Origin of the sequence: Rhodanobacter sp. A1T4, from assembly GCF_014207185.1 — a bacterium.
Classification (GTDB): Bacteria; Pseudomonadota; Gammaproteobacteria; order Xanthomonadales; family Rhodanobacteraceae; genus Rhodanobacter.
In genome coordinates this window covers 92,559-113,728 of record NZ_JACHCP010000008.1, presented here as the reverse complement: position 1 = coordinate 113,728, position 21,170 = coordinate 92,559, and the positions used below count along the sequence as shown (strand labels likewise).

23 protein-coding genes and 1 pseudogene are annotated in these 21,170 nt (G+C 56.6%); 14 read left to right on the top strand and 10 right to left on the bottom strand.

Annotation, left to right across the window (positions count from 1 at the left end):
* Positions 1-224: 224 nt before the first annotated feature.
* Positions 225-524 (bottom strand): glutathione S-transferase C-terminal domain-containing protein, encoded by a 300-nt coding sequence (locus HDE80_RS22050; protein ID WP_221437667.1) that lies wholly within the window; start codon positions 522-524, stop codon positions 225-227.
* 457 nt (positions 525-981) lie between these two features.
* On the opposite strand from HDE80_RS22050, the gene HDE80_RS16670 reads away from it, so the two are divergent.
* On the top strand, positions 982-1,266 hold the full coding sequence (locus tag HDE80_RS16670; RefSeq protein ID WP_221437666.1) for a helix-turn-helix domain-containing protein: 285 nt from the start codon (positions 982-984) through the stop codon (positions 1,264-1,266).
* A 76-nt stretch (positions 1,267-1,342) separates the two neighbouring features.
* Here the strand turns inward: HDE80_RS16670 and HDE80_RS16665 are convergent, their stop codons facing one another.
* Positions 1,343-3,010: a methyl-accepting chemotaxis protein gene (locus HDE80_RS16665; protein ID WP_184672774.1), complete on the bottom strand. Its 1,668-nt coding sequence runs from the start codon at positions 3,008-3,010 to the stop codon at positions 1,343-1,345.
* 319 nt (positions 3,011-3,329) lie between these two features.
* Between HDE80_RS16665 and HDE80_RS16660 the strand changes: the two genes are divergently transcribed.
* On the top strand, positions 3,330-4,370 hold the full coding sequence (locus HDE80_RS16660) for a hypothetical protein (protein ID WP_255483873.1): 1,041 nt from the start codon (positions 3,330-3,332) through the stop codon (positions 4,368-4,370).
* A gap of 454 nt (positions 4,371-4,824) precedes the next feature.
* Here HDE80_RS16660 and HDE80_RS16655 read toward each other — a convergent pair whose 3' ends face one another.
* The 5 genes and pseudogenes from HDE80_RS16655 to HDE80_RS22240 form a co-directional block, all read right to left on the bottom strand.
* Positions 4,825-5,361 carry an energy transducer TonB gene (locus HDE80_RS16655; RefSeq protein WP_255483872.1) on the bottom strand — a complete coding sequence of 179 codons (537 nt, stop codon included), beginning with the start codon at positions 5,359-5,361 and terminating at the stop codon, positions 4,825-4,827.
* A 236-nt stretch (positions 5,362-5,597) separates the two neighbouring features.
* Positions 5,598-5,822, bottom strand: a pseudogene (locus HDE80_RS16650) (transposase); the annotation flags it as partial.
* A gap of 56 nt (positions 5,823-5,878) precedes the next feature.
* Positions 5,879-6,262 (bottom strand): hypothetical protein, encoded by a 384-nt coding sequence (locus tag HDE80_RS16645; protein ID WP_184672772.1) that lies wholly within the window; start codon positions 6,260-6,262, stop codon positions 5,879-5,881.
* A 5-nt stretch (positions 6,263-6,267) separates the two neighbouring features.
* Positions 6,268-9,570, bottom strand: a complete 3,303-nt coding sequence (locus HDE80_RS16640; protein ID WP_184672770.1) for a winged helix-turn-helix domain-containing protein — start codon at positions 9,568-9,570, stop codon at positions 6,268-6,270.
* A 63-nt stretch (positions 9,571-9,633) separates the two neighbouring features.
* Entirely contained in the window at positions 9,634-9,759 is a 126-nt protein-coding gene (locus HDE80_RS22240) for a hypothetical protein (protein WP_255483871.1), read from the bottom strand.
* A 141-nt stretch (positions 9,760-9,900) separates the two neighbouring features.
* Between HDE80_RS22240 and HDE80_RS16635 the strand changes: the two genes are divergently transcribed.
* Together HDE80_RS16635 and HDE80_RS16630 are read left to right on the top strand one after the other, a co-directional pair.
* Positions 9,901-10,497, top strand: coding sequence for an ATP-binding protein (locus tag HDE80_RS16635; protein WP_184672768.1), 597 nt, complete (start codon positions 9,901-9,903; stop codon positions 10,495-10,497).
* Positions 10,494-11,147 (top strand): response regulator transcription factor, encoded by a 654-nt coding sequence (locus HDE80_RS16630; RefSeq protein WP_184672766.1) that lies wholly within the window; start codon positions 10,494-10,496, stop codon positions 11,145-11,147. The genes HDE80_RS16635 and HDE80_RS16630 overlap by 4 nt, the downstream gene beginning before the upstream one ends.
* Before the next feature lie 48 nt (positions 11,148-11,195).
* On the opposite strand, the gene HDE80_RS16625 is transcribed toward HDE80_RS16630, so the two are convergent.
* Positions 11,196-11,585 (bottom strand): hypothetical protein, encoded by a 390-nt coding sequence (locus HDE80_RS16625; RefSeq protein ID WP_184672764.1) that lies wholly within the window; start codon positions 11,583-11,585, stop codon positions 11,196-11,198.
* A gap of 123 nt (positions 11,586-11,708) precedes the next feature.
* Between HDE80_RS16625 and HDE80_RS16620 the strand changes: the two genes are divergently transcribed.
* The 9 genes from HDE80_RS16620 (at position 11,709) to HDE80_RS16580 (ending at position 15,603) form a co-directional block, all read left to right on the top strand.
* Entirely contained in the window at positions 11,709-12,251 is a 543-nt protein-coding gene (locus tag HDE80_RS16620) for a glycosyl hydrolase 108 family protein (protein ID WP_184672762.1), read from the top strand.
* A 42-nt stretch (positions 12,252-12,293) separates the two neighbouring features.
* Positions 12,294-12,833 (top strand): DUF2589 domain-containing protein, encoded by a 540-nt coding sequence (locus HDE80_RS16615; protein WP_184672760.1) that lies wholly within the window; start codon positions 12,294-12,296, stop codon positions 12,831-12,833.
* Between the two features lie 78 nt (positions 12,834-12,911).
* Positions 12,912-13,541: a DUF2589 domain-containing protein gene (locus HDE80_RS16610; protein WP_184672758.1), complete on the top strand. Its 630-nt coding sequence runs from the start codon at positions 12,912-12,914 to the stop codon at positions 13,539-13,541.
* Between the two features lie 65 nt (positions 13,542-13,606).
* Positions 13,607-13,879, top strand: a complete 273-nt coding sequence (locus HDE80_RS16605) for a hypothetical protein (RefSeq protein WP_184672756.1) — start codon at positions 13,607-13,609, stop codon at positions 13,877-13,879.
* Positions 13,876-14,340 (top strand): hypothetical protein, encoded by a 465-nt coding sequence (locus HDE80_RS16600; protein WP_184672754.1) that lies wholly within the window; start codon positions 13,876-13,878, stop codon positions 14,338-14,340. Before HDE80_RS16605 ends, HDE80_RS16600 begins: the two co-directional genes overlap by 4 nt.
* Before the next feature lie 3 nt (positions 14,341-14,343).
* A complete protein-coding gene (locus tag HDE80_RS16595) occupies positions 14,344-14,526 on the top strand; it encodes a hypothetical protein (protein WP_184672752.1) in 183 nt (60 codons plus the stop codon).
* 21 nt (positions 14,527-14,547) lie between these two features.
* Positions 14,548-14,955, top strand: a complete 408-nt coding sequence (locus HDE80_RS16590; protein WP_184672750.1) for a hypothetical protein — start codon at positions 14,548-14,550, stop codon at positions 14,953-14,955.
* Positions 14,956-14,968: 13 nt separating this feature from the next.
* Positions 14,969-15,301 (top strand): hypothetical protein, encoded by a 333-nt coding sequence (locus HDE80_RS16585; RefSeq protein ID WP_184604263.1) that lies wholly within the window; start codon positions 14,969-14,971, stop codon positions 15,299-15,301.
* Between the two features lie 2 nt (positions 15,302-15,303).
* Positions 15,304-15,603, top strand: coding sequence for a hypothetical protein (locus tag HDE80_RS16580; RefSeq protein WP_184672748.1), 300 nt, complete (start codon positions 15,304-15,306; stop codon positions 15,601-15,603).
* A 162-nt stretch (positions 15,604-15,765) separates the two neighbouring features.
* Here HDE80_RS16580 and HDE80_RS16575 read toward each other — a convergent pair whose 3' ends face one another.
* A complete protein-coding gene (locus HDE80_RS16575) occupies positions 15,766-18,405 on the bottom strand; it encodes a phospholipase C, phosphocholine-specific (protein WP_184672746.1) in 2,640 nt (879 codons plus the stop codon).
* 349 nt (positions 18,406-18,754) lie between these two features.
* On the opposite strand from HDE80_RS16575, the gene HDE80_RS16570 reads away from it, so the two are divergent.
* On the top strand, positions 18,755-20,164 hold the full coding sequence (locus HDE80_RS16570) for a serine hydrolase domain-containing protein (protein WP_184672744.1): 1,410 nt from the start codon (positions 18,755-18,757) through the stop codon (positions 20,162-20,164).
* Between the two features lie 198 nt (positions 20,165-20,362).
* Here HDE80_RS16570 and HDE80_RS16565 read toward each other — a convergent pair whose 3' ends face one another.
* Positions 20,363-21,109 (bottom strand): AraC family transcriptional regulator, encoded by a 747-nt coding sequence (locus tag HDE80_RS16565; RefSeq protein ID WP_184672958.1) that lies wholly within the window; start codon positions 21,107-21,109, stop codon positions 20,363-20,365.
* Positions 21,110-21,170 lie beyond the last annotated feature (61 nt).

Genomic DNA, 21,170 nt, shown 5'->3' with positions numbered 1-21,170 from the left:
CAACGGACCGGTCTAAACGATCGGTCGCCCCTTTACTTGGCCATGCTCAAAACCTTCGCGGCAGTCGGCTTTTAGGTCTCGTGTGCGTGGAAGCGGACACGAAACCGGTCTCCTCCCATGATCGAGACAGGGCAGCACCGCCTGTGAGAAAAGCCGAGAGTGAAGCGGTATTCCCTAGATCATTGGAAACACCGCTCCTGTGGTCAGCCGTTTAACTTTCAGGCTCAGGCAAGCCCTTCCTCAGCGAGCGCCTTGCTAGTCGAAGGCACGCTCTTCATGCGCGCTGAGTAGGCACCGAGCCGCTCCGACACCGCGATCCCCATCATGGCCGCCCACGCCAGCATGACGAACAGGTAGGCATCGGCGATCGTCATCTGCTCGCCGACCAGGAACTTCTTGTCGCCAAGCTGCTCTTCGATCGTGGCGAAGCCCATGACCAGCATCTTCCCGGCCTTACCCTTCTCCGCCTCGGTCGCGTCGGGATAGAAGAAGGGCCTGAAGTTACCATGGACCTCGGTCGTCATGAAGGCTGTGGCTTCCAGCGCGCGCCAGCGATCAAGGCCATCCTTTGCCAGCAGTTTGCCCGACGTGTCAGCGATGTAAGTGAGAATGGCGACGCTTTCGGTCAGGATCGTTCCATCATCAAGTTCCAGCGCAGGGATGTAACCCTGTCTTAAAGTCTCGTCCGTCGTCGGTTTGCTTGTCCCGGCCCACTTTCACGAGTTTGTAGGGCATCCCCACCTAGATAAGAGCGATGTGGGAAGCTTGGCTGCAGCCGCCGGGGGCGTAGTAGAGGATCATGATATTTTCCTTAGTGCTGAGTCTGGATTGTTGACCAGCACCAAGTGTGTGACTTTATGCTGCGCGTCAAAACGCATATTTTTAGGGCCAAGTCATATGAATGTACCCACGCCGCTCGACACACAGGCCGATTGCCGCAGGGTCAGTGAGGTTCTTAGTCGAGTCGGGGACAAATAGACGATGCAGGTAGTGGTGGCGCTTCGCGACCAGCCGCGGCGCTTCAACGACATCAAGCGCCAAGTTGGTGGTATTTCGCAGCAAATGTTGACGCGCACCCTCAAGACGCTCGAACGCGATGGCATGGTCGAGCGCACGGTCCGAGCCAGCACGCAACCGCAGGTGGACTATGCGCTGACCGCACTCGGACGATCGCTGTCCGAACCGGTGAGGCAGCTGGCGCAGTGGGCGCGCGCGCATCTCGCAAGCATTCACGACAATCGTTTGCGATACGACGCGAACCGCTGAGGCTAGTCGAGCATCGGCATCGATGCCCCCTTCCCTGTTGAATCAGGGAGTCCTGGGCACGCGGCACTTGAAATTCTCACCATTCGTTGGCCGTATCCAGCACCAGTTTGACTGGTTGAAGTCGGTGTGCTGGTTCATTCGTGTTCGTCCTCGCTACTTTCTCTACGGCACGGACTTTGATTCTGGATGCAGCCTCTTCGGCTATCCCGGCAATCTTGAAGAACGCCATCTGCTGGACGAGTTCCTGCGTCAGTTCAAGCGCCTGCCGACTCGCAGCGCTTGCCTCTTCGACCAGGGCGGCGTTTTGTTGCGTGACCTGATCAAGAGCCGTGACGGCATCGTTGACTTGTTCGATACCGGAGGACTGCTGCACCGAGGCAGCGGCGATCTCACTCACGATATCGCACACTCTAGTGGCGCCGGTCTGTATGGTTTCCAGTGAATGACCAGCTTTTCGCACCAGCTCTGCGCCAACGCTGACCCGCTCCACGGTGTCGTTGATCAAGGACTTGATGCTCTTCGCCGCGCTCGCGCTGCGTTGAGCGAGGGACCGAACCTCGGTGGCGACTACCGCAAATCCTCTGCCCTGATCGCCAGCGCGTGCTGCCTCGACCGCTGCGTTGAGGGCAAGCAAGTTGGTCTGAAAAGCAATTTCGTCAATGAGCACGGCAATTTCGCTGATGCTTCGGCTCGCTTCCGTAATAAGTTCCATGGCGCTGCTGGCATCGACCGCGATCTTTCTGCCGGCGATTGCATCACTGCGCAGCGATGTTGCAATGTTTTGCGCTTGTCCGGCACCTTCGGCGTTTTGCTTGACGGTTGCCGTCATCTCTTCCATGGATGCGGCTGTCTCCTCCAAGGAAGACGCCTGCTCCTGGGTACGGCTGGAAAGATCATCATTTCCTGCCGAAATATCCCTGGCCGAATGCATTACATCCGACGCGTTGTCGCGAACCTTGGCTACGATAGCCGTGAGCTGAGTATCCATTTGGCTAAGCGCGCGAAGTGTATCGCTCAACTCGTCGTGTCCGGTGACAACCAAGGCTTGGTTAAGCTCCCCTTTGCTGATGCGCTCGGCCAGACCACACGCCTGCAACAGGGGCTTCATCACCGCACGCGTCAGGGCAAAGCCCGAAAAGAGTACGAGCAAGGCGGCAACAACCAATACGAGAAGCGTGATGATGACGGTCCGATGTCCGCGAGCTGAGGAATCGGCGGACGCCTGCTGCGCCTGCCGTACGTTCTCATTGACGATTTTTCCGATGAGCGACGTCTCTTCGTCGAAGCTCGACTCCACCGAATGCAACATGAAATCACTGGCCTTTTCATGCTGGTCGGAATTAAGCAGCTTCAGCTCTTGCGCGATTAGGTCGCGAGTCTGCAGCCGCTTGGCGATGAATGTCTTGTCCTGTGACATTTCGATATCGCTGTTGACCAATGCGGGATAGTAGGCAGACCAATGTTTGCCCATTTCCGCCATATGGGTCTTGATGCGATCATCAGCTGCTGCAGCCGCGTCGGGCGTGCCGGCCAGCAATGCCTGATTCAGAGCAGTGCGGTCCAAGAAAATGAGATTTCTGACCTCGCCGAGATGAACGATAGGCATCAACTGGTCGCGGTACATCGAGCTTAAATCCGCTTGAGTCCGCTCAAGAGACCACAGACCAAATGTGCCTACTGCAATAGCGATGAAAAATGCCGCAGCCATGGTCGCAATAATTCTTGATTTGACGGTGATACGCATACATAACTCCTCGGTCGTACCGTGGTATCGGCATGTCGGAGCACTTGCTTTAGGTGACTTCGTCGAATGAACGGACTGATCCATGAGAGGCATCACGCCACTGGGCCACATGGCAATGAGCACGGTAGATCTAAGAAATGTTTCTCCGCACGCAACTTGATGGTTCCCGATATTCACGGTCTTCTGTAACACCGTTGGGCTAGACTCTAGATATACCCATCTCGCAGGCTTGATCCATGTGGACTCGCTAGGCTTAGCAGTCACGTCAGGCGAATTGGCCGCGTTGCGGCTCTTCGATATCGCCTACACCATTGATCTGATGAAGGCAGAGTCCCTTTGGGCTACGCGTGAAGGTGGCAAGGTTAGCCGGGCCCAACTAACCAGCACGCCGCCCAAGGCGCTCACCTTTGGCGTGGCACCCTTGCAACTGTCGTTGGGATCGACCCGTCTGTTGTTGGGCAATCGCGAAGTAACCGCCGAACTGTCGGTACGACTGTATGACTTCGGAGTCGCTGCGCTGGCTGCCCGGGTCGCCGTGGCTGACCAAACGTGGGATACATTCGTAGCCGATTTCGACGCACTGGACCGTGCGGTTGGCCCCACATCCCTTGCGTTCTGGACGACCCTGCTTGCTCACGTTCGCGAAGTCGTCCTTCCTGCACTCGATCGTCCCGCAGCCGATGCGTCGATCGAGGAGGATTACCTCATCGGGACGGTGCAAGCCTTTAGCGAGCCGCTGGATGCGTCAGCGCTTCGCGATCGCGTGGATATTGCCGCGCTTCTTTCTGGTGAGAAGCGCGCCTTGTCGGCAGCATCGAGAAGGGAACTCCTCGCGCGCAGCTTTTCCTACTATGCGGACGACATGGTGATCCTTACCTGGGACCGTGCGTTCATTTATGAGCCGCGACTTGACTCCGATGTGGCTGACGTTATCGAAGTGGCAAACGCCCAGCTGGTTGAGTTTCGGTATTACGACACGCTGCTCGATGATGAACTTCCACGAATGTACGAGCGTGTGGAAAACGCACGTGGCGCAATGTCCCTGCTCGCCTCACGTCGATTCGCTCATCTGGCGCGACGCCTGTACACGCTGGTCGCTGAGGTAACTGAGCTCACCGAGCGCGTGGATAACGCTCTACAGGTGACTGAAGATGTTTATCTCGCGCGTGTATACAGCACTGCGCTTGGACTGTTTCGTGTCCCAGCCCTGAGCGAATCGGTCGACCGGAAACTTGCGATCATTCGCGATACGTATGCCGCGCTGTACGGAGAAGCATCGAGCCGTCGTGCCGAATTGCTCGAGGTATCGATTGTTCTGCTCATCATGTTGGAGATCGTATTGATGATATTCAGACACTAGAGCGTCATGGTGCAAAATGCATGCGTACCCCTAGCCCGCCAAGCATTTTCCTTTGCGGATGTTTGGTGATTTTTGTGAGTAGCTCCAATTCGACCCTGGCAGATACCTCCACTCCAGAAGCGATGCGGGAAGGCGTGCCTCTGGCCACCAATGACGGAGGGTGGTTAGCGCCATTTCGGCGGTTTCATGCCGCCCGACTTCGCACTCTTCAAGCAGTGTTCGCCATCGATGCCCATGTTCAACAATCCGCAGCAATCCAGATTTCGAAGGATGGACATATTGCGTCAACACGATAGAGCTCCGAGATTTCGAGAGCACCAGCGTATAAATCAGCCATGACACCCTCCTTGTCATTCTGAGGCAGTGAAATGACTGAACGTGTCCATTCATTTCAGAGCAAATTCTCGTAATCCGTCGAAACGAGTGGATTGTGCCAGGCGCAAAGAACCAGGAACTAATTCGCGGAGGCTGCCGTATGACCTTCCTGAATCTGTAACGCTTCTGCCTCGTGTTTGCGAGTCAGTACATTGCGTTGGGCATAGAGATATGAGCCCAGGAGTGCGACCTTGTAATTGTCGCTTTCAACACCCTCCTGCGTGCCGTAATCACGCAACAAGCGCAACTCGCGCTCCGCTTCATCCAAGTCCCCTTTGGCGATCGTCTGCTCTACCTCCTGGCAAGCTGGTTCGAAGGCGGTGTGAAGGCGTTCGAGTGCCGGCTTATTGTGAGGATCGAGCTCCAGGACGCTTAGATAGAATTCGTATACATTGCTTCCCGCCGGCGCAACCAGCCGGTGCTCATGGAATGCGCTGTCGGCAAGGCCGAGTAGAACGCCAACGCCATTCGATTCGTCGGTTGCGGTGCTTTCCTCGCTTGCTTTAGAGGATGCATGCAGATGCCATAGGGCGCCGGCTATCAGCACGACAGCAACGAAAACGCCGGACAAGAGAATGATTCGCTTACGGCGGTCGCTAGCAAGGATATGAGACATGACACCTACATGAAATTTGACTGCATCTCAGGCATCTCTTTAAAGAGGTCCTCGGCAGTCAAACAAAGTAGTTAGGCTTTGTTGCATTGTGATGAAGCATCGGCGTACGAAGCCGGGGTAGGTACACCTCGCCAGCGCCAGATGCACAATCCAGTACTTATCATCTGCCGCACCGTCACAGTCGCCGTAACGGTGTGGTCACCACTTTTTCTGGGCACTTCCCCGGTCACCTAGATCTCCAACAGCGACTCGGCCAGCAGCTCCTTCAACCGTGCGTTCTCCGTTTCCAGTTCCTTGAGTCGCTTGGCTTCGGCCAGCGTCATGCCGCCGAACTTGCTGCGCCACAGGCAATAACTGGCTTCGGAGAAGCCGTGACGTCGACAAATATCCTTCACGGTCATCCCGGTTTCCGCTTCGCGCAGAAAGCCGATGATCTGTTCTTCCGAAAAACGCTTCTTCACGTCCGATCTCCTTGCGTTATGGGATCGGACGCTACTCAATACCGGGGGGGACGTCGTCAAGGACCCACAGGTGGCGGGTCGTTCGTTACCTGCGGATCACAGTTGACGGGGTGATCATGTTTTGTGTCATGTACAAGCAACGAAACGACAGTGAGTTGTTGGTAGGTATTTCGATGGACAATTTTCAACTCGGCGCCATCCTTGCGAATTTCCAATTCATCTAACTGGTCTCTTGTATCGGTCGAATATAAATTAGCGATGCGGAACCGCGGTTGGTCTTCCTTAGCCAACCGATAAACGATCTCGGTATCGTGTTCCGTCACGTGGATCAAATCCGGGTCAAACGTATAGTTGTAACGACCACCGCCGGTATTGCCGTCACCGAGCAGGCTATCTTTGACAGTGAGCGTTACGTCGATTTGAGAAGAACTGGAATTCATGTTGTTCAATGCCTCGACTGACTGGTTTTTAGATACGACTCGAACATAGGTAATTGGTACCCGGAGTGGTTCAGTCGCTGTAGATAAACGCTTGCGTCGTTACGATGTCCCATGAGAATAGAAGCGCGCACGTAAGGGTCGAGCAACCGTGGATCGTAGCTGGTCAGGACACGCGGTTCCAGGCTCTTGATCACGTCAGACAAGTAGGCACTCATGGCAACATGATCCCCTCTCGCTGCCGCCGTTTCACTCGATGTCACATCGAGTATCGCCCCCATCACATGTGCTGAAACTGTGGCCTTCGCATTACCTTGCGCTGGCATGTCTTTCCATGCAGCAGCTATCAGCCTGCTTGCCTTGGTCGTTTGACCTTGCCCCAATAGGACAACGCTTTCGTAATTGTGATCCAGGGCCAGCAAGATATGCCAATCAGCGACCTTGGGGTCAACCGCCAGCAGCCTCCGCAATATGTCCTCGGCCTCTGATAGTTTGCGTAATGCTAGGCGCGGATTGTTCATTCCGTAAGCCAGCCAGCCTTGCTGCAATAATGCATAAGCGAGATCACGCTGCCAACTTTGGTTGTCTGGAATCTCATCAACAAGCTCGCTAAAGCTCGCCGTTGCGTCCGAGTAGTCCATGGCGGCCTGGGCCGCAAAACCCAGGTCGCCTTCTGCCTTGGCGACATGGAGGTCTGCAAGAGCATTGCGATATCGCCATAAATTTGTCGGAGGACCGGCTTCCCGCCCCGCAAACACAGCTTGCCTCTCGGCTTTGAGTGTGGCGAGCGTCAGACGCAAGTTGCCCTGCTGTTGTTCGGCCAATGCCAGCCAACTCAGCGTATCGGCAAGTTCCAGCCATGCTTTGTGATCCGTCGCGTGAATTGAAAGGATGCGCTTTTTCAATGCGACCGATTGATTGAAACGCGCGACGGCTTCGTCCAGTCGATCGACTTGAAGAGCGTGGGTACCGAGGCAGTTATTCGCATAGGACAGTTCCAGCCAAGCGTCAGGTGCTGCAGGTTCCAATGCTGCACGTTGTTCGGCATCGGCAAGGTAAGCCATCCACGCAACATAAGCTTCGTCCGGGTGATTTCTCCGCGCCGCGACCTGACCGCGCCAGAAATCCAGTTTTCCGAGTTCAGCATAAATCGCTGGAAGCTTCGGGTATTGTGCTGACAACAAATGCAGACTGGCGTCTGCAGAACCGAAGGCTTTTTGGGCGGACTCAAGATCCCCTCGGGTGAAACGAATTTCTCCGACTTCGCGTAGAGCACGTGCCTGCCGCAGCACATCATCCGGCTCGCCCGTTTGCCACCCATGACTCAGAACTACCATGGCACGTTCGGTCACCGCATCGAGCAGATCCAGCCTGCCTAAGGCATCAAGTCGTTCATGCATGTCACCCAGCATGAAGTCGAGCAGATCTTCGGTATCGGCACGTCGCTGCTCCGCACTTATTTCAGCGCGTCGCGCCGCGATGGTAGCCAACGAAGAAAGCGCCGCCAGCATCCCAATCACCGTGCACGTAGCGACGAGCAGCATGGTTCTTATGCGCGCGCCACGCAGGCTGCGGCGCACGAAAAGACGCTGCTCACCGATGAGCGGCGGTGAAACAGAGTGATAGAGAGCCCGCGCATCGGCCAAGAGCAGACCACGCGGCAGAAGGTGCTCCTGGCGCCGCCCTTCGTTAAGCCAGCGCCGCGCCATTTCCGCGATGCGCGCACGTGAGCGCAACATCGTGCGGTGTGATTCGACCCAGTCTGCCACACGGGGCCAGTGCCGCAGCAGAGCCTCGTGCGCAACCGTGAAACACGGCTCTTCTCCCTCAAGCAGGCTGACGAGAAGGTGCATATTGACCAGATGCTGCACCACCTGACGTTGCGCTTGATCGGCTAGATCGCTCCAACGTACCGTGCAGGCCGTAACCTCATCGCTGTCGCTGCTCACCGCGACCAGACGCTGCAAGACAGATGTAAAGGCATCAACGGCGCTGACATCGAGTCGCGTAAACGCACTTTCCGCTTGCCGCGCAAGAGCGCCTTCCAACCCGCCAAGTTCCTGGTAGGCCGTAATCGTCAGCAGACCATTGGCTTTACGCAGCTCGTAGAGAGCCTGCAACGTGTATTGAAGCAAAGGCAACGCCCCAGGTCTGCGACAGGCACTCTCCAGCAGCGCATCATCCAGTTGTCGTTCGGTCACCGCATCGCGCTCGAAGGACAACCCTGCCGCAAGCGCGGGCAGGCGAATCATCTGCGCAATTTCGCCCTCGGTCGGCATCGGGACATCGTAAAGGCCACCACCACGCTTGAGCGCGAGCAGCTCGGGGATTTCCATCAGTCGGGGATAGAAGTCATTTCGGCATAACGCCAAAACCATGACATGGCCACTTTTGGCCAGTTCTGCCAGTACATGGATAAAAGCCGAGCTCTCAGGAGAGGTAACTTCCGGAGACGTCAGCAACGCTTCGAGTGTCTCGACCACAAGAAGCGCGGCATCTCCATCGCGCTTTTGCGCGCCATGGTGGAGGCTATAGGCAATACGGTCGAGAACACTTGATATGTCCTCCCGCAATGCTATGGCGAGTGCTTTTCGTTCCGTGTCGAGAAAAATCGGGCGACCGGAGACTTCCCAACGCGTCATGGCGGCGGCCAGTGCGTCGTGCGGCGACAGGCCTTGCGATCTGGCTGCAAAGCTGGTCGAAGCAAGAGCCCGGATACCACCACTGCCGGCTTCTCGAAGCAGTGACGGGATAACGCCAGCATGCACCAACGATGATTTGCCGCTTCCACTTGGCCCTGTCACCAGAACAAAGGCACATCCACCATTCCACTGTGCGCGCAGTGCAGCCAGGAGTTCCGAGGTGGCCCTGGCCCGTCCGAAGAACAACTTGGCATGCTGAGCATCGAACGGCAGCAGGCCTCGAAAGGGGGAACCCTCGGTCCAGGTATGCATTGACGGCGAACCGCGCAGGCGCTCATCGGCAAAAGCGACCTCGGCGATGACCTGGTAGCCACGTTTGCGCACCGTGGAGATATAACGCGGCGTTCTTGCGTCGTCCTTCAGTGCCTTGCGCAGCAGAGCTATGGTCTTGTGGACAGGGTTGTCACCGTAGAAGGTCCCATGCCAGCAATCGATCAGCAGTTGCTCGGCACTGACCACCGCACCGCCTGTACCGGCGAGGTAGGTCAGTACATCCATCAATTTGGGTTCGAGTACGACGCGCTCCTTCCCCCTTTCCAGCGATCGCTGGGCCGGACGCGCGATCCAGTCGCCAAAGCTGAAAAATGCTGCATCTCCCTTGACCGACATCGCGATTCCACCCCTGGACCCCGGCGCGCAGTGATAACGCGGTGAGGCAAGACAGTCAAACCGTCAATCGCGAAAATCCATACTACTTTGCAATTCGCATTCAACAGCAATAACTCTTTGATCGGCAAGGCCAAGTGCAACCGTAAGGTTTTCGGAAGGACGCGGGTGCGCATCAAGCGCGACGGTCATGCCTCCTGATTGCGGATGCCACCTATGCGCCACCTACCGTCTGGCCTCAGATCTACCAAGACCCGCCAAAAATCCACATTGCGCCCGTGTTCGAAGTATCTGCTCGCCCGACGATCCCTCGTTGACCCGGAATTGAATCCAGTGGCCTTGCGTTTGCATGATGAGGCTGGTCAATGGCTGGCCTTGGGCATCCTTCAAATTGACGGTATTCGTGCGACAACACCCGAGCTACATGAGTTGCTCAGTCAACTGCGAACTAGCCTGGAACGCGCCGCGCAGTCGATACGGGAGATCACACAGGGGCTTGAAACAGCGCAAGGCACCAGCTCCTTGCTCGCGACAATAGTGCATGCGTTGGCCGTCAGTCCTTGGGCGCCATATCCACTGGAACGCATCCTGCATCCGAAGCTTGCAGAATTCACCACCCATGCGGCGCCACTCGCACCGCGGGCTATCTGCGAGTTGGTGGGTAACGCCCAAAGGCATGCCTTTGCAACGCATATCCAGCTGAGCGTGTGGTGTGATGACGATACGTTGCATATTCAAGTCGACGACAACGGCATCGGTGCAGCCACGATGAGCGACAGCCAGCATTTCGGATTGCGCAGTCTGCGTCACCAGGTAGCTCGAGAAAAAGGGAATCTGAATGTTCGAACGCGGCCCGGTGGCGGTACCCGCGTTGCGCTGGACTTGCCGTTGCATGATATCGACACCTCGCTCGCGTATAGCCCGTCATGAAGCCGCGAAGCGTTCTTCTGGCTGACGACCACGTATTGCTGCGCGAAGGCATCGCGGCATTGATCGCCCAGCATCCGACATTCAAAGTCATCGGCTGCACAGGCGATGGCAGCGACTGCGTGCGCCTGGCCTTGCGCGAACAACCTGACCTGGTCATTTTCGACTGTTCGATGCCCGGACTCAGCGGCATCGAGGCCGCGCGACGCATTGCAGCTCATGATGAACAAACAAAATTGATTTGCGTATCCATGCACGAAGAACCACATTGGGTTCGTTCGGCTTTCGACGCCGGCGCCCATGGCTATGTGCTGAAGCGCTGCGCCTTTGCAGATCTTATCGAAGCAATGGAGACGGTATTGAGTTCGCGCTATTACGTCAGTCGCGACGTTGCCCATGTGCTTGTGGATACCTGCCGCACACGAGTCCGACCGAAAGTCATGGACGGCATCGAACTCAGCACACGCGAACGCGAGATCACGCAACTTTTTGCCGAAGGCTATTCCACACGCGACATCGCCGAGCGCCTCCATGTCAGCGTAAAAACTGTGGGCACGCATCGCGAACACATCATGCTTAAACTCGGCCTGCATGGCATCGCGCAACTAACGCGCTACGCCTTGCGCGAGGGCCTGACCACACTCGATATCTAGCATGCCAGACCATCGTCCACGCAGTACGGGGACGATGGTCACTTTTCTTCAGTGCAGGATTTCCGGCGTGCAGGCTTGCAGCGCGATCAGGTTGGACGATTTGTAAAAAGCCCTATCGACTGCTGCATGGCTGAAGGCCGTCCCGCGCTCGATATCCTGAATCGAGTTTTCGCGAATCCCTTTCCTCAATCCCTTTCCTCTTAGTAGAACCTTCAGGCTTGGCCCCTTGCCGATTTCAAATGCTGCCCAGTCCACCAGTACCTCGACAAAATGCAGTAATGCATCACGTACGGCCAAACGACGACGCTCGTCCTGGCGGCTGGCTAACGCCTCTTTGGCCGCAAGAATGAGATCAGCGTGCACCTGGGGAAAAGCCGTGCTGCATTTCTTCTGAAGGTCGGTGGCGATTTCGATATAGAGCGGATCGGGAACGATCAATCAGGGAAATGGAACGGTGCAATCAGCATTTTCCCGATGCTGCGCGGCGTGAGTGATGGCGATAGTGACGTCACCGGATGCATAGCGCTTCCGGTTCCGAATCCGCACTCCGGGATACACGCCATGGCTGACTTCAAACTCTTTTTTCCAACGCTGCTGCAGCATGAAGGTGGCTTCGTCAACGATCCGGCCGACCCGGGCGGCGCAACCAATAAAGGCGTCACGCTTGGAACGTTCAAGGGATGCGCTCAACGGCTGCTCAATATTGCGCCGACGCTGGACGCACTGAAGGCACTGAGCGACGACCAGGCCGGCGTGATCTACAAGGCGCTGTACTGGGACCCGATCAAAGGCGATCAGATCAGCTTGCAGCCGCTCGCCAATATCGTGTTCGACTTCCAGGTCAACGCCGGCAATCGCTCCGCGAAACTGCTGCAGCAAGTGCTGAACGATCTTGGCACGACACCGCCGCTCCAGGTGGATGGGGCCATCGGCAACGGCACGCTGGCAGCTTTGCGAGCCATCGACCAGAAGGCCGTGTATGCGCGCTTCAAGCAATACCGGGCGGACTACTACCGCAATCTGGTCGCGCAGCGTCCTGCCTTGCAGAAATTCCTCAAGGGCTGGCTTAACCGGGTCGACTCTTTCCCTGATCTGGCCGCCTGACACCTCGCCACATCGACGTTCGCATTTTGGAGCAAATGGCACATGGCAACCCAGACCTCTCTCAACGACCTGATCGAAGCCATCGCCGGTGCGGTGAGCGATGCGCAGGATCGTATCGAGCAGCATCAGATCTCGCACCTGAGCGACTTCTTCGACGAAGACAACCGACCCAAAAGCGTTGTCATCCGAATGCCTTCGTTACATCCGAACGCCAACGAAGGCGATGAAGATCTTTACCGCGCGCCGATCCTGCCGCTGGTCTCGACCAACGTGCTACGCATCAAGGACGTCGAGATCACTTTCGATGCAGACCTTGGCAACCTCGTCGATGACGAACCGGCCACCGGCAGCACAGCCGGTACGCCTTCAGATACCGAAACACGCGACTGGCGTGTCAAACCACAACCAGGCAAGCGCGCTCTTCAGGTCGATACCGCAGTCGGTGCGCCGAATCGCAAAGGCGGCTCGGTCCACGTGGTACTCCGCGTCGAGGGCAGCGAGCCCACTGATGGAGCTGCGCGTTTGATGAACCACCTTGCGCAGACCCAAGGGGTCTTCCAGACGTTCAAACCGGGCGATTGAACATCGTCTTATGGATGAACCGTGACGCTCCTTTCTCGTGCGTCGCGCCATATCAACTTGTAATAGGGAGTAAATATCATGGCTGACGAACTCGTCAACATGTCCAGTCAGTTCAAGGGTCTGCCGATGGGTGATCTCATCGGAGGGCCGTTGAGTGCTGCCTGCGAAGCGCAAGTCAAACTGGCCCAGGCCACCGCCGACTTCATTAAGGTCATCGGCTTTCTGCCACCCGCGGCAGGCAGTACCGATCCGAACGCTGTCGGCGGTACCCGCACGGCAACTTTCAAGTTCAAACGTCCTGTCGACAATCCAACGCCTGGCGCCGGTGGCATTGCCGAAGAAGAGGTCGAACTCGAAGTGCCATTGCTGGCCATCGTGAAGGTGCCGAACCTGAGCATCACCACTGTCGATGTCACCTTCGATATGGATGTGAAGTCGTCGTTCTCGCAAGTCGAGTCGGAAGACAAGAAGGGTGAGTTCTCGGCTGACATGTCGATTGGCTGGGGCATATTCTCCGCCAAGGTGCACGTGTCTGGTTCGGTGGCTACGCACAAGGAGAACACGCGCACCTCGGACAACTCAGCCAAGTATCACGTGGCCGTGCATGCCGAGGACAAGGGCATGCCGGAAGGCCTGGCTCGCGTCATGGACATTCTCCAGACCGCATGCGTACCGCGTCGCATCAGTGCCCCAGTTGCTGTGGCCTGAGATCTCTGCCTTTGATGCGCGGCGTCGAAACGACGCCGCGCATTCATCCTAACCTGGATCACCCCATGTTCGATCTCAGCGACGTCAAATACATCAAGCGTGTCGTAGTAGGCAGCGACAACCCGAACCAGATGCGCTCCGAGGCCCAGGTCGAGGAAGCACGTGCGCTACTCAACCGCTGTTTCACCGATACGCCGAAGGGAACCATTGTCGGTATCGAAAAGAGCTTCACGATCCTGCAGATCGGCGAACACCAGGTCGTCTTGCAATGGCTCTGCTATCACGTCGGCTTTCCACGCAAGCCCATCTGGTTACAAGAGACTGAGGGCACGCCATGACGACATGTACGTTCGACACGCTGCTCTATGCCGTGCAAGACGCGGTTATCGGCGCCAATGCAGCTATCCGCCGGCGTCGCGAAGCGCTCTTTGCAGCGACCGGAAAACTGCCGGACTCGAGCGAGCATGTCTTACGTGTAGACATACCCGAAAGTCCCGCTGCCAACGCGCCTTGCTCACCTATCACGATACCGCTAAACCTTTTCCGCGACCGGCGTATCCCGAGCATCGCGATGATGTCGATCGAGTTCGACTGCACCATACATTTTCGCAAGCGACGCGGCCAGACGGTACGCGAGCTAACCATGTCGCTGGACAGACCTCGCTTTATCTGGCTGTTGCGCAGGCCGCAGCATCATGTGCGCATCTCGTATCTGTCTGCGAATGGATGGCAGCCGCGGGTAGAAATCGATGGACAGTTTCTCAGAATGTCGGCCATTGCACGAGCCACTGGAGACTGAGCCATGCAACGCCTCAAACATTTGAGTCTCTCCCCAGCGTTTGAAGCTGCCTTGGTCGAATGCCTTGGTGCCGGGCTTCAGTTGCAAAAGCCCTCCTTCCATTGGTCAAAGGTAGCTCTGTTAGTCAGCCTGATTGTCGTACTCGTCGTCTTAACTGCCTTGCTTATGGCCTTTATCCACCACTAGCCAACACACCAGGAGATTCCCATGTTCCGTTTCAATCGAAAGTCCCATGCCATCGTCGCCGCTCTGCTGCTTTGCGTCTGCGGCAACGTGTTATCGCAACAAGCACCGGCGCCGGCCGGCACGTGGGATGGCGTTATACGTTCCGACACAGCTCGCGTGCATGTCGACGCGAGCTTCAACCCGAAGCTCGCCAGCTTGCATTTCGATGAACCATTCAACTGCGCCATCGATGCCAGCTTTCTCGAGGCGGATAAAGACGGCAGCCACTACACGTTCAAGCCCTCGGTCAATGGTGGTCAATTCTGTCAGGGGCTTTATCCCGGCGAACTACTCGTGAGTGCCCCATCGGCGATCACCCTTTCCCTGTCGCTAAAAAACAAGAAGACTGCATGGACCGGCAACTTGACGTCCACCCAGGCTTCACATTGATCGGAGATGTGTCATGGACTCAAGCCTCCTCACGCAATTTTGGCTTCTACTCGCCGGTGTCGGCGGAGCTTTTCTGCCCGTTGCACTCAGCAACGGGGCATCATCGCGAGGGCGAGCACTTGCTCAAGTGAGCTGTGGCGCCCTGATGGCAACGTTCCTTGCACCAGCCCTGGAACGGCACTTCTTTTCGACCTCTCCACCAGAGGTCAACGCCGGCATTTCGTTTTTTATCGGCTGTTTCGGACTGAAGCTCGCCGAGCTAGCGCAGAAGCTCATCGATAGCCGCGGCGAAGCCCTGGCCAACCGCATCATCGACCGTATCGCTGGCACTGAAGAGAGGAAATAACCATGACACTGATGATCGTAAATCTCGGCTGCAGCTTGATCATGACCGCCTGCGGATTGTGGATACTGACCGGACGACGCATGTCTCGTTTGGTCCGCATCTTCTGCGCCCTGATCGCCACCGGCGGAAGCGTTAACGCCTTGGGCATGATCGCTGCGCTATGCAACCTCGGGAACTTCGTTTACGGAGATATCTGGCCAGGGGAAGTCATTGTCAATATCGGCACTTCGGCATTGATGATGCGTTGGACTTGGCGGACACTGAACTCGCAAAGGCATGTTGCAAGCCCCAATCCAGTTTGAATTCTTCAACACCCGGTACAAGGTCGTTGTCTTAGCGTGAGCAGCATATTTTCGCCGCGATGACTTCCCTAAAAGCCCGTTGGAGATCGTAAACAGGCTCTGAAATCTACCAAGAGATCGATCGAGGCAGAACCCCTGCCCCGTCCAACCATCGTCGAAGATCTACGCGAGATCGTGAACAGACTCTCGAATCCTGAGCGATACTGGTTTTGTCCCGAGAGTCGTGTATCCATCATCAAAGAAATACCAGACATCGTATCGACCGGGCTGCAATGGCGCGCTACCCGATGCAGACAACATCACCGAACCTACCCCGCGTGGCGCGTAGACCCACTGCAACAGGTTCGCCTTCGTAGGTTCAGCGCCTGCCGGATATACGCCGAGCCAGTTCTTCGGCCGATGGTGCCAAGGTGGAACGGCATAGTCGAACCGTAGCGTGCTGTAGGCATCGCCTTGAATCGAGAACAACGCCCCGAACATTTGGCTATTACCGATCGCCGGGTCGGTCGTCAGGCTGCGCAACAACTGCTGTACACATCCGGCAGCACGTCTGAAATAGACCGCGTCGCCTGCCAGCCGAATACTGACGTCATACCAGCCAGAGCACCCCCGCCATTCGATCGTTCGCTCGCACCTTGCATCAACCCGAAGCTGGATCGGGTCGTTCTCGTAGTACGCGTTGTCCGTCAGCTGAAAGACGCTGGCACTCGAACTGGCTCGATTGTCCAGCTTGATAAGAATATTGCCGTGCAAGGCATGATGCGATGTGGTGACTTCCGGTGCCCGCCCGGACGGCACGATCGTATTCACATCACCGCGGAACTCACGCAAGAAACCGTTGGGACCGTAAACGGCCCAGTCGTACAAACCATCGTCCCCGATAGACATCGGCGGCTTCGCCAGCAATGACTTGCCCGCCTCGATCGTGTAATGGAATGGCTCCTGATTGCCCGACATCGGTTTCGAATAGGCGACCAAGGCAACGCCGACATTTCCCGTGTTGGCGAAGAAAAGCGTAAGACTCTCTTTGTCTACCTGGCTAATGGCAGAAAAGGCATAGCCTAACCGGCACGCCAGTCGTGTCAGCGGCGTTTGTATCGGAAACACTTGGGGATTGGGCACGGCAGCTTGAGTCGTGCCGTTCTTGAACGTCGTGACCGTGTTGATCGGCTTTGCGGGCGTTCGCATGAAGTCAAACGCTTCGGTCAGGTCACCGCAGACCGACCTGCGCCAGTTCGAAATGCCTGGGCAGCGAGTGCTTCCGTGTGCAGCGTCTTCCGTTCCGAGCCCTTTTGCGATCGACCACTGCTCCAGAAACTGCAGTACGGACGTGTGATCGCAAAGTTGTGAGTACACCTTCCCGCCCACTGTCCACGGAGAGACGATCAACATAGGCACCCGTGGACCCAGCCCAACCGGGACCGACGCATAGTTCTCCGCTGCGCCGGCATCGGCCAGCGTCATCGCTCCGTAATGTGCGCTGATGGCGGGAATAGGCGCCGGCACATGATCGAAATAACCGTCGTTCTCGTCGTACATCAACAGGAAGACGGTTTTCTGGAAAACTTCCGGATGATCGTTGACCAGTACGTTGAGCAGCCGAGCGGTGAAGGCTTCGCCGTCACCCGGTGATGCACTCGGGTGTTCACAGAATTGGTAAGGGGCCACGATCCATGAAACACGCGGAAGTCCGGATTTGACCGTGCCAAGTGCAGGGTTGTCCGGCTCCATGCCTGCGGCAACGTCCTTGGCGAATTCGGCGATGATGGCATCGCCCGTCTTGCCCGAAGCGGCGGCAAAAACGCGTCCTCGCTGATACAGCGACTGGAAATACGGATCACTCGACTTGTCGATCGGCGTGCCACTGTTGTCGATCCGAAAGTTCTTGAAGTACTGCAGATAGTTGTCGCCGTAGTTGTCGTATTCCTGATAGATCTTCCAGGTGATGCTGTTGTCCGTCAGCGTTTCTGCATAGGTCTTCCAGTCGGCAATACCGGCAGCAACGGCGGCACTCTTCGCCTGCGGCGATTGTCCATACATCGCTGGCGTGATGTCGGTATTGATATCGCACTGAATATCGGAGACGTAACCGCAGCTGCCGTAGTTGTCGGGGAAATTCATCGGCGGCGGGACGGTACCCGACCAGAGGCAGAACCGGTTGGGGTCCGTCGCCGAAAAGATCGAACAATGGTAGGCATCACATACGGTGAAGGCATTTGCCAACTGGTAATAGAACGGCAAGTCATCCGAGTTCAGGCAGCCCATCGATTGCCTGCTCTTCAAGGGTACCCAGGTGTCCCAGTTGCGCCACGTATCCTGGGATGCCTTCCAGCTATGGTTCAAATCCGTCATGTACTGGAACTGCACATTCCCGGGCTGATTGAGCCGGAACGGCAGAACATAGCTAGACGATTGCGCCGCTCGATCGGTGTTGTACCAACCAGCCGGCGTGGTCCAGTCGGCATAGGGGACACTCGCGCTGAATCCTCTTGAATTCGGATTCAGTCCCTCCGGCTGATACCACACATAGTTTCCGCTCGGCATCGGTGTCGGCCGGGGATCACCGTAGCCACGCACACCGGGGAGCATGCCGAAATAGTGATCAAACGAGCGATTTTCCTGCATGAAAACGATGACGTGTTCGATATCCGCCAGGCTGGCATTGCCGGTGGGATTGTTAGGCTCGATCGCGAGGGCCTTTTCGATAAGACCTGGCCAGATCGATAACGCCGCCAGCCCGCCAGCCGATCCTGCCGTCATCTTCAGGAAGCGCCGGCGCTTGATGTCGTCGATCTCGCTCATATCAGGTTCCAAATCGTTGGCTGACGGATGCAGTCAATTAACTATTTCACTCCGGGATTGTTGCAGGTGAAGGTCAGTGATGTGTAGAGGCGATGCATTGTCGTTCCCAGTTCTCAGTTTGGAACATCGCTTAGCAGGCGAATACTTTGGGGCACTCGAGTGATGACGCCAAGCTATTGTCCGATCGTCCGCGCCCTATGTCCGCGGACAATCTTTCGTAGACGAAGCCTTGGAGGTAAATCGCCGCTGTGAAAGGAATGACCCATGGATCTTTACTGGTACGCATCTTGCTCCACAGGCCGAACGCGTTTCTCCCTCGAGTCATTCCATTCCCAACCGGAACCGTCAGATGATACGTATCGCTTTCGCTGTTTCCTTTCTTTCCGCCTCCATGGCTATCGCCGCTACCGATACGGTGTGGCCTGAGCAAGCAAAGCGGATCAATGCCGATGTCGAAACCATACTTCAACGCACCAGCACACCAGGCGCCTCGATAGCCATTGCTGAGCACGGTCGCATCATCTACAGCAAAGCCTATGGTTTGCGCGATCGCGAACAGCGCCTGCCGGTAAAGGTAGACACCTATTTTGAAATCGGTTCGATTACCAAGCAATTCACTGCTGCAGCTATCTTGCAGTTGCAGGAGGCCGGCAAACTGCACATCGACGACAAACTGGCGACCTACCTGCCTGACGCGCCGCATGCCAATGAAGTCACGCTCCGGCAAATGCTCTCGCATACCAGCGGTCTGCCAGAGTATCTCGATGGTCCCAATATCGAGCAGGTTGCCAGCAATCCGGCCACGTTCGACCAGCTCATGGCGCGCATCGCGGGCAAGCCGCTCGACTTCGCGCCGGGCAGCCGGTGGTCGTACTCCAACACGGGCTACATTTTGCTGGGCCGCATCATTGAGATCATTTCGCATGAGTCCTATCGCGACTATGTGCAAACTCATCTGCTGAAACCTGCCGGCATGAAGCACACCTTCACCACGAGTGACGAGGCACATTTGCCGAACATGGCGATCGGCTACCGACATGAGAACGAGGTGGTCGGGCGTGCACCGACGATCAGCGAAACATTCGGATGGTCGGCGGGGTTTCTTGTATCGACCGTGGGCGATCTCGAAAAATGGAACGACGCACTGATGAACGGCAGGATCGTGACGCCCGCCGACTACGCGTTAATGAGCACATCGGTCCAAACAACTAAGCAAGGAGACGCAGGCTACGGCTTGGGCTTGTTCGTCGATTCCATCAACGAGCAACCACGCGTCGGACACACCGGCGGATCGTTCGGTTTCACGACGGCGAACGAATATTTTCTGAAGCAGCAAGTTCAGATCATCGCATTCACCAACAACGGCGATAATCCGGAGCCGGGCGAGATGATCACCACGGCAATCTTCAACGATCTGTACCCCGATATAGCCGCAACGGCAGCGCTTGCGAGCCCGGGTGAAGATGCCGCAGTGACAGCTAGCGCAAAGGCAGTCTTTGCACAGCTGCAAAAGGGAGTCGAAATCTCTGCGAATCTGACCGCCAGGTTGAATGGAAAAATGAAGGCGGGTCTTGCGAAACGATTGGCGGGTGAATTTGCGCCATATGGCCATCCGAGCAAGTTCGTCTTCAAGGGCCAAAGGTCGGCAGCAAACCTCAAATGGTTCGATTACGTCATCCAGTTTGGCCCAGGTAGCATGCTGAAATTCGCCATCGGACTTGATGCTGCCGGCAAGGTTGCCAGCATGTCCTTTGGATGATGGTCGACCAGCAAACCATTCTTAATGTTTCACTCGACCGGGCCACGCTCGAAAAAATGCCGGTACACGAGTACGTTGATGTCTATACGCCCTGAGCGCCAAGCAGCGGCGCCAGCTCCGACAAGCGTAAGACTATCTGCGTTGGGTCGAGCAATGCATGTCATTTAGGCGACTGATGCAAAGATCAGCCATCAATCTTCAAGGTTTGGCTGAGGATACCGTTGTCGTTCGATCCTCTTTCTCAACAGGCGCCGAGGCCATGGTGCGATAGTCGCGCGGCGTCATGCCCACGGTCGCCTTGAACTGGCGGGCAAAAGCGCTTTGGTCGACAAATCCGCAAGACAGGCCGATCGAAGCGACACTGTCGTTGCCCTGAAGAGAGCGCATCGCCGCCTCAATGCGTATCTTGGTGAGCACCTGCTGCGGAGTCAGTTGAAATACCCGCCGAAAGTGTCGCTCCAGCTGAGCAATCGAAAGCGCTGCCAGTTCGGCCAACGCCCGCACTCGCAGACTTTCCGCGTAGTGTTCATTCATGTAGTTCAGTACGCGACGCAGACGATCGTAAGTCGGGTGCCGGCCATCAGGCTGTCCCAGATCTCGCGAAATGCCGATGACGCCACGCACTTCGTCGCGCACGATGAGCGGACGCTTGCAGGTCAGACACCAGCCCGGCGCACGGTTGCTGAAAATATGAACCTCCAGCTGATTTTCGATGAGTTCGCCGCCGAGAACGCGCTTGTCCTGGGCTGCGTATGAGCCGCCCATTGTCGAAGGGAAAAGCTCGGTCACGCTCTTGCCGATCACTTGATCACGGCGCTTGAGACCCAGTCGCCTGACCAGGGTCAGGTTGGCATGCGTGTAACGACCGGCGACGTCTTTTACAAAAAACACAACGTCCGGTAACGCATCGAAAAGCGGTTCTATTTCATCGGCTGAAATCTTCATACGATTCGAGCGCTCCACAACCAGGCCAAAAGGGATACGCCATGGGGCCGGATCCTGGCAC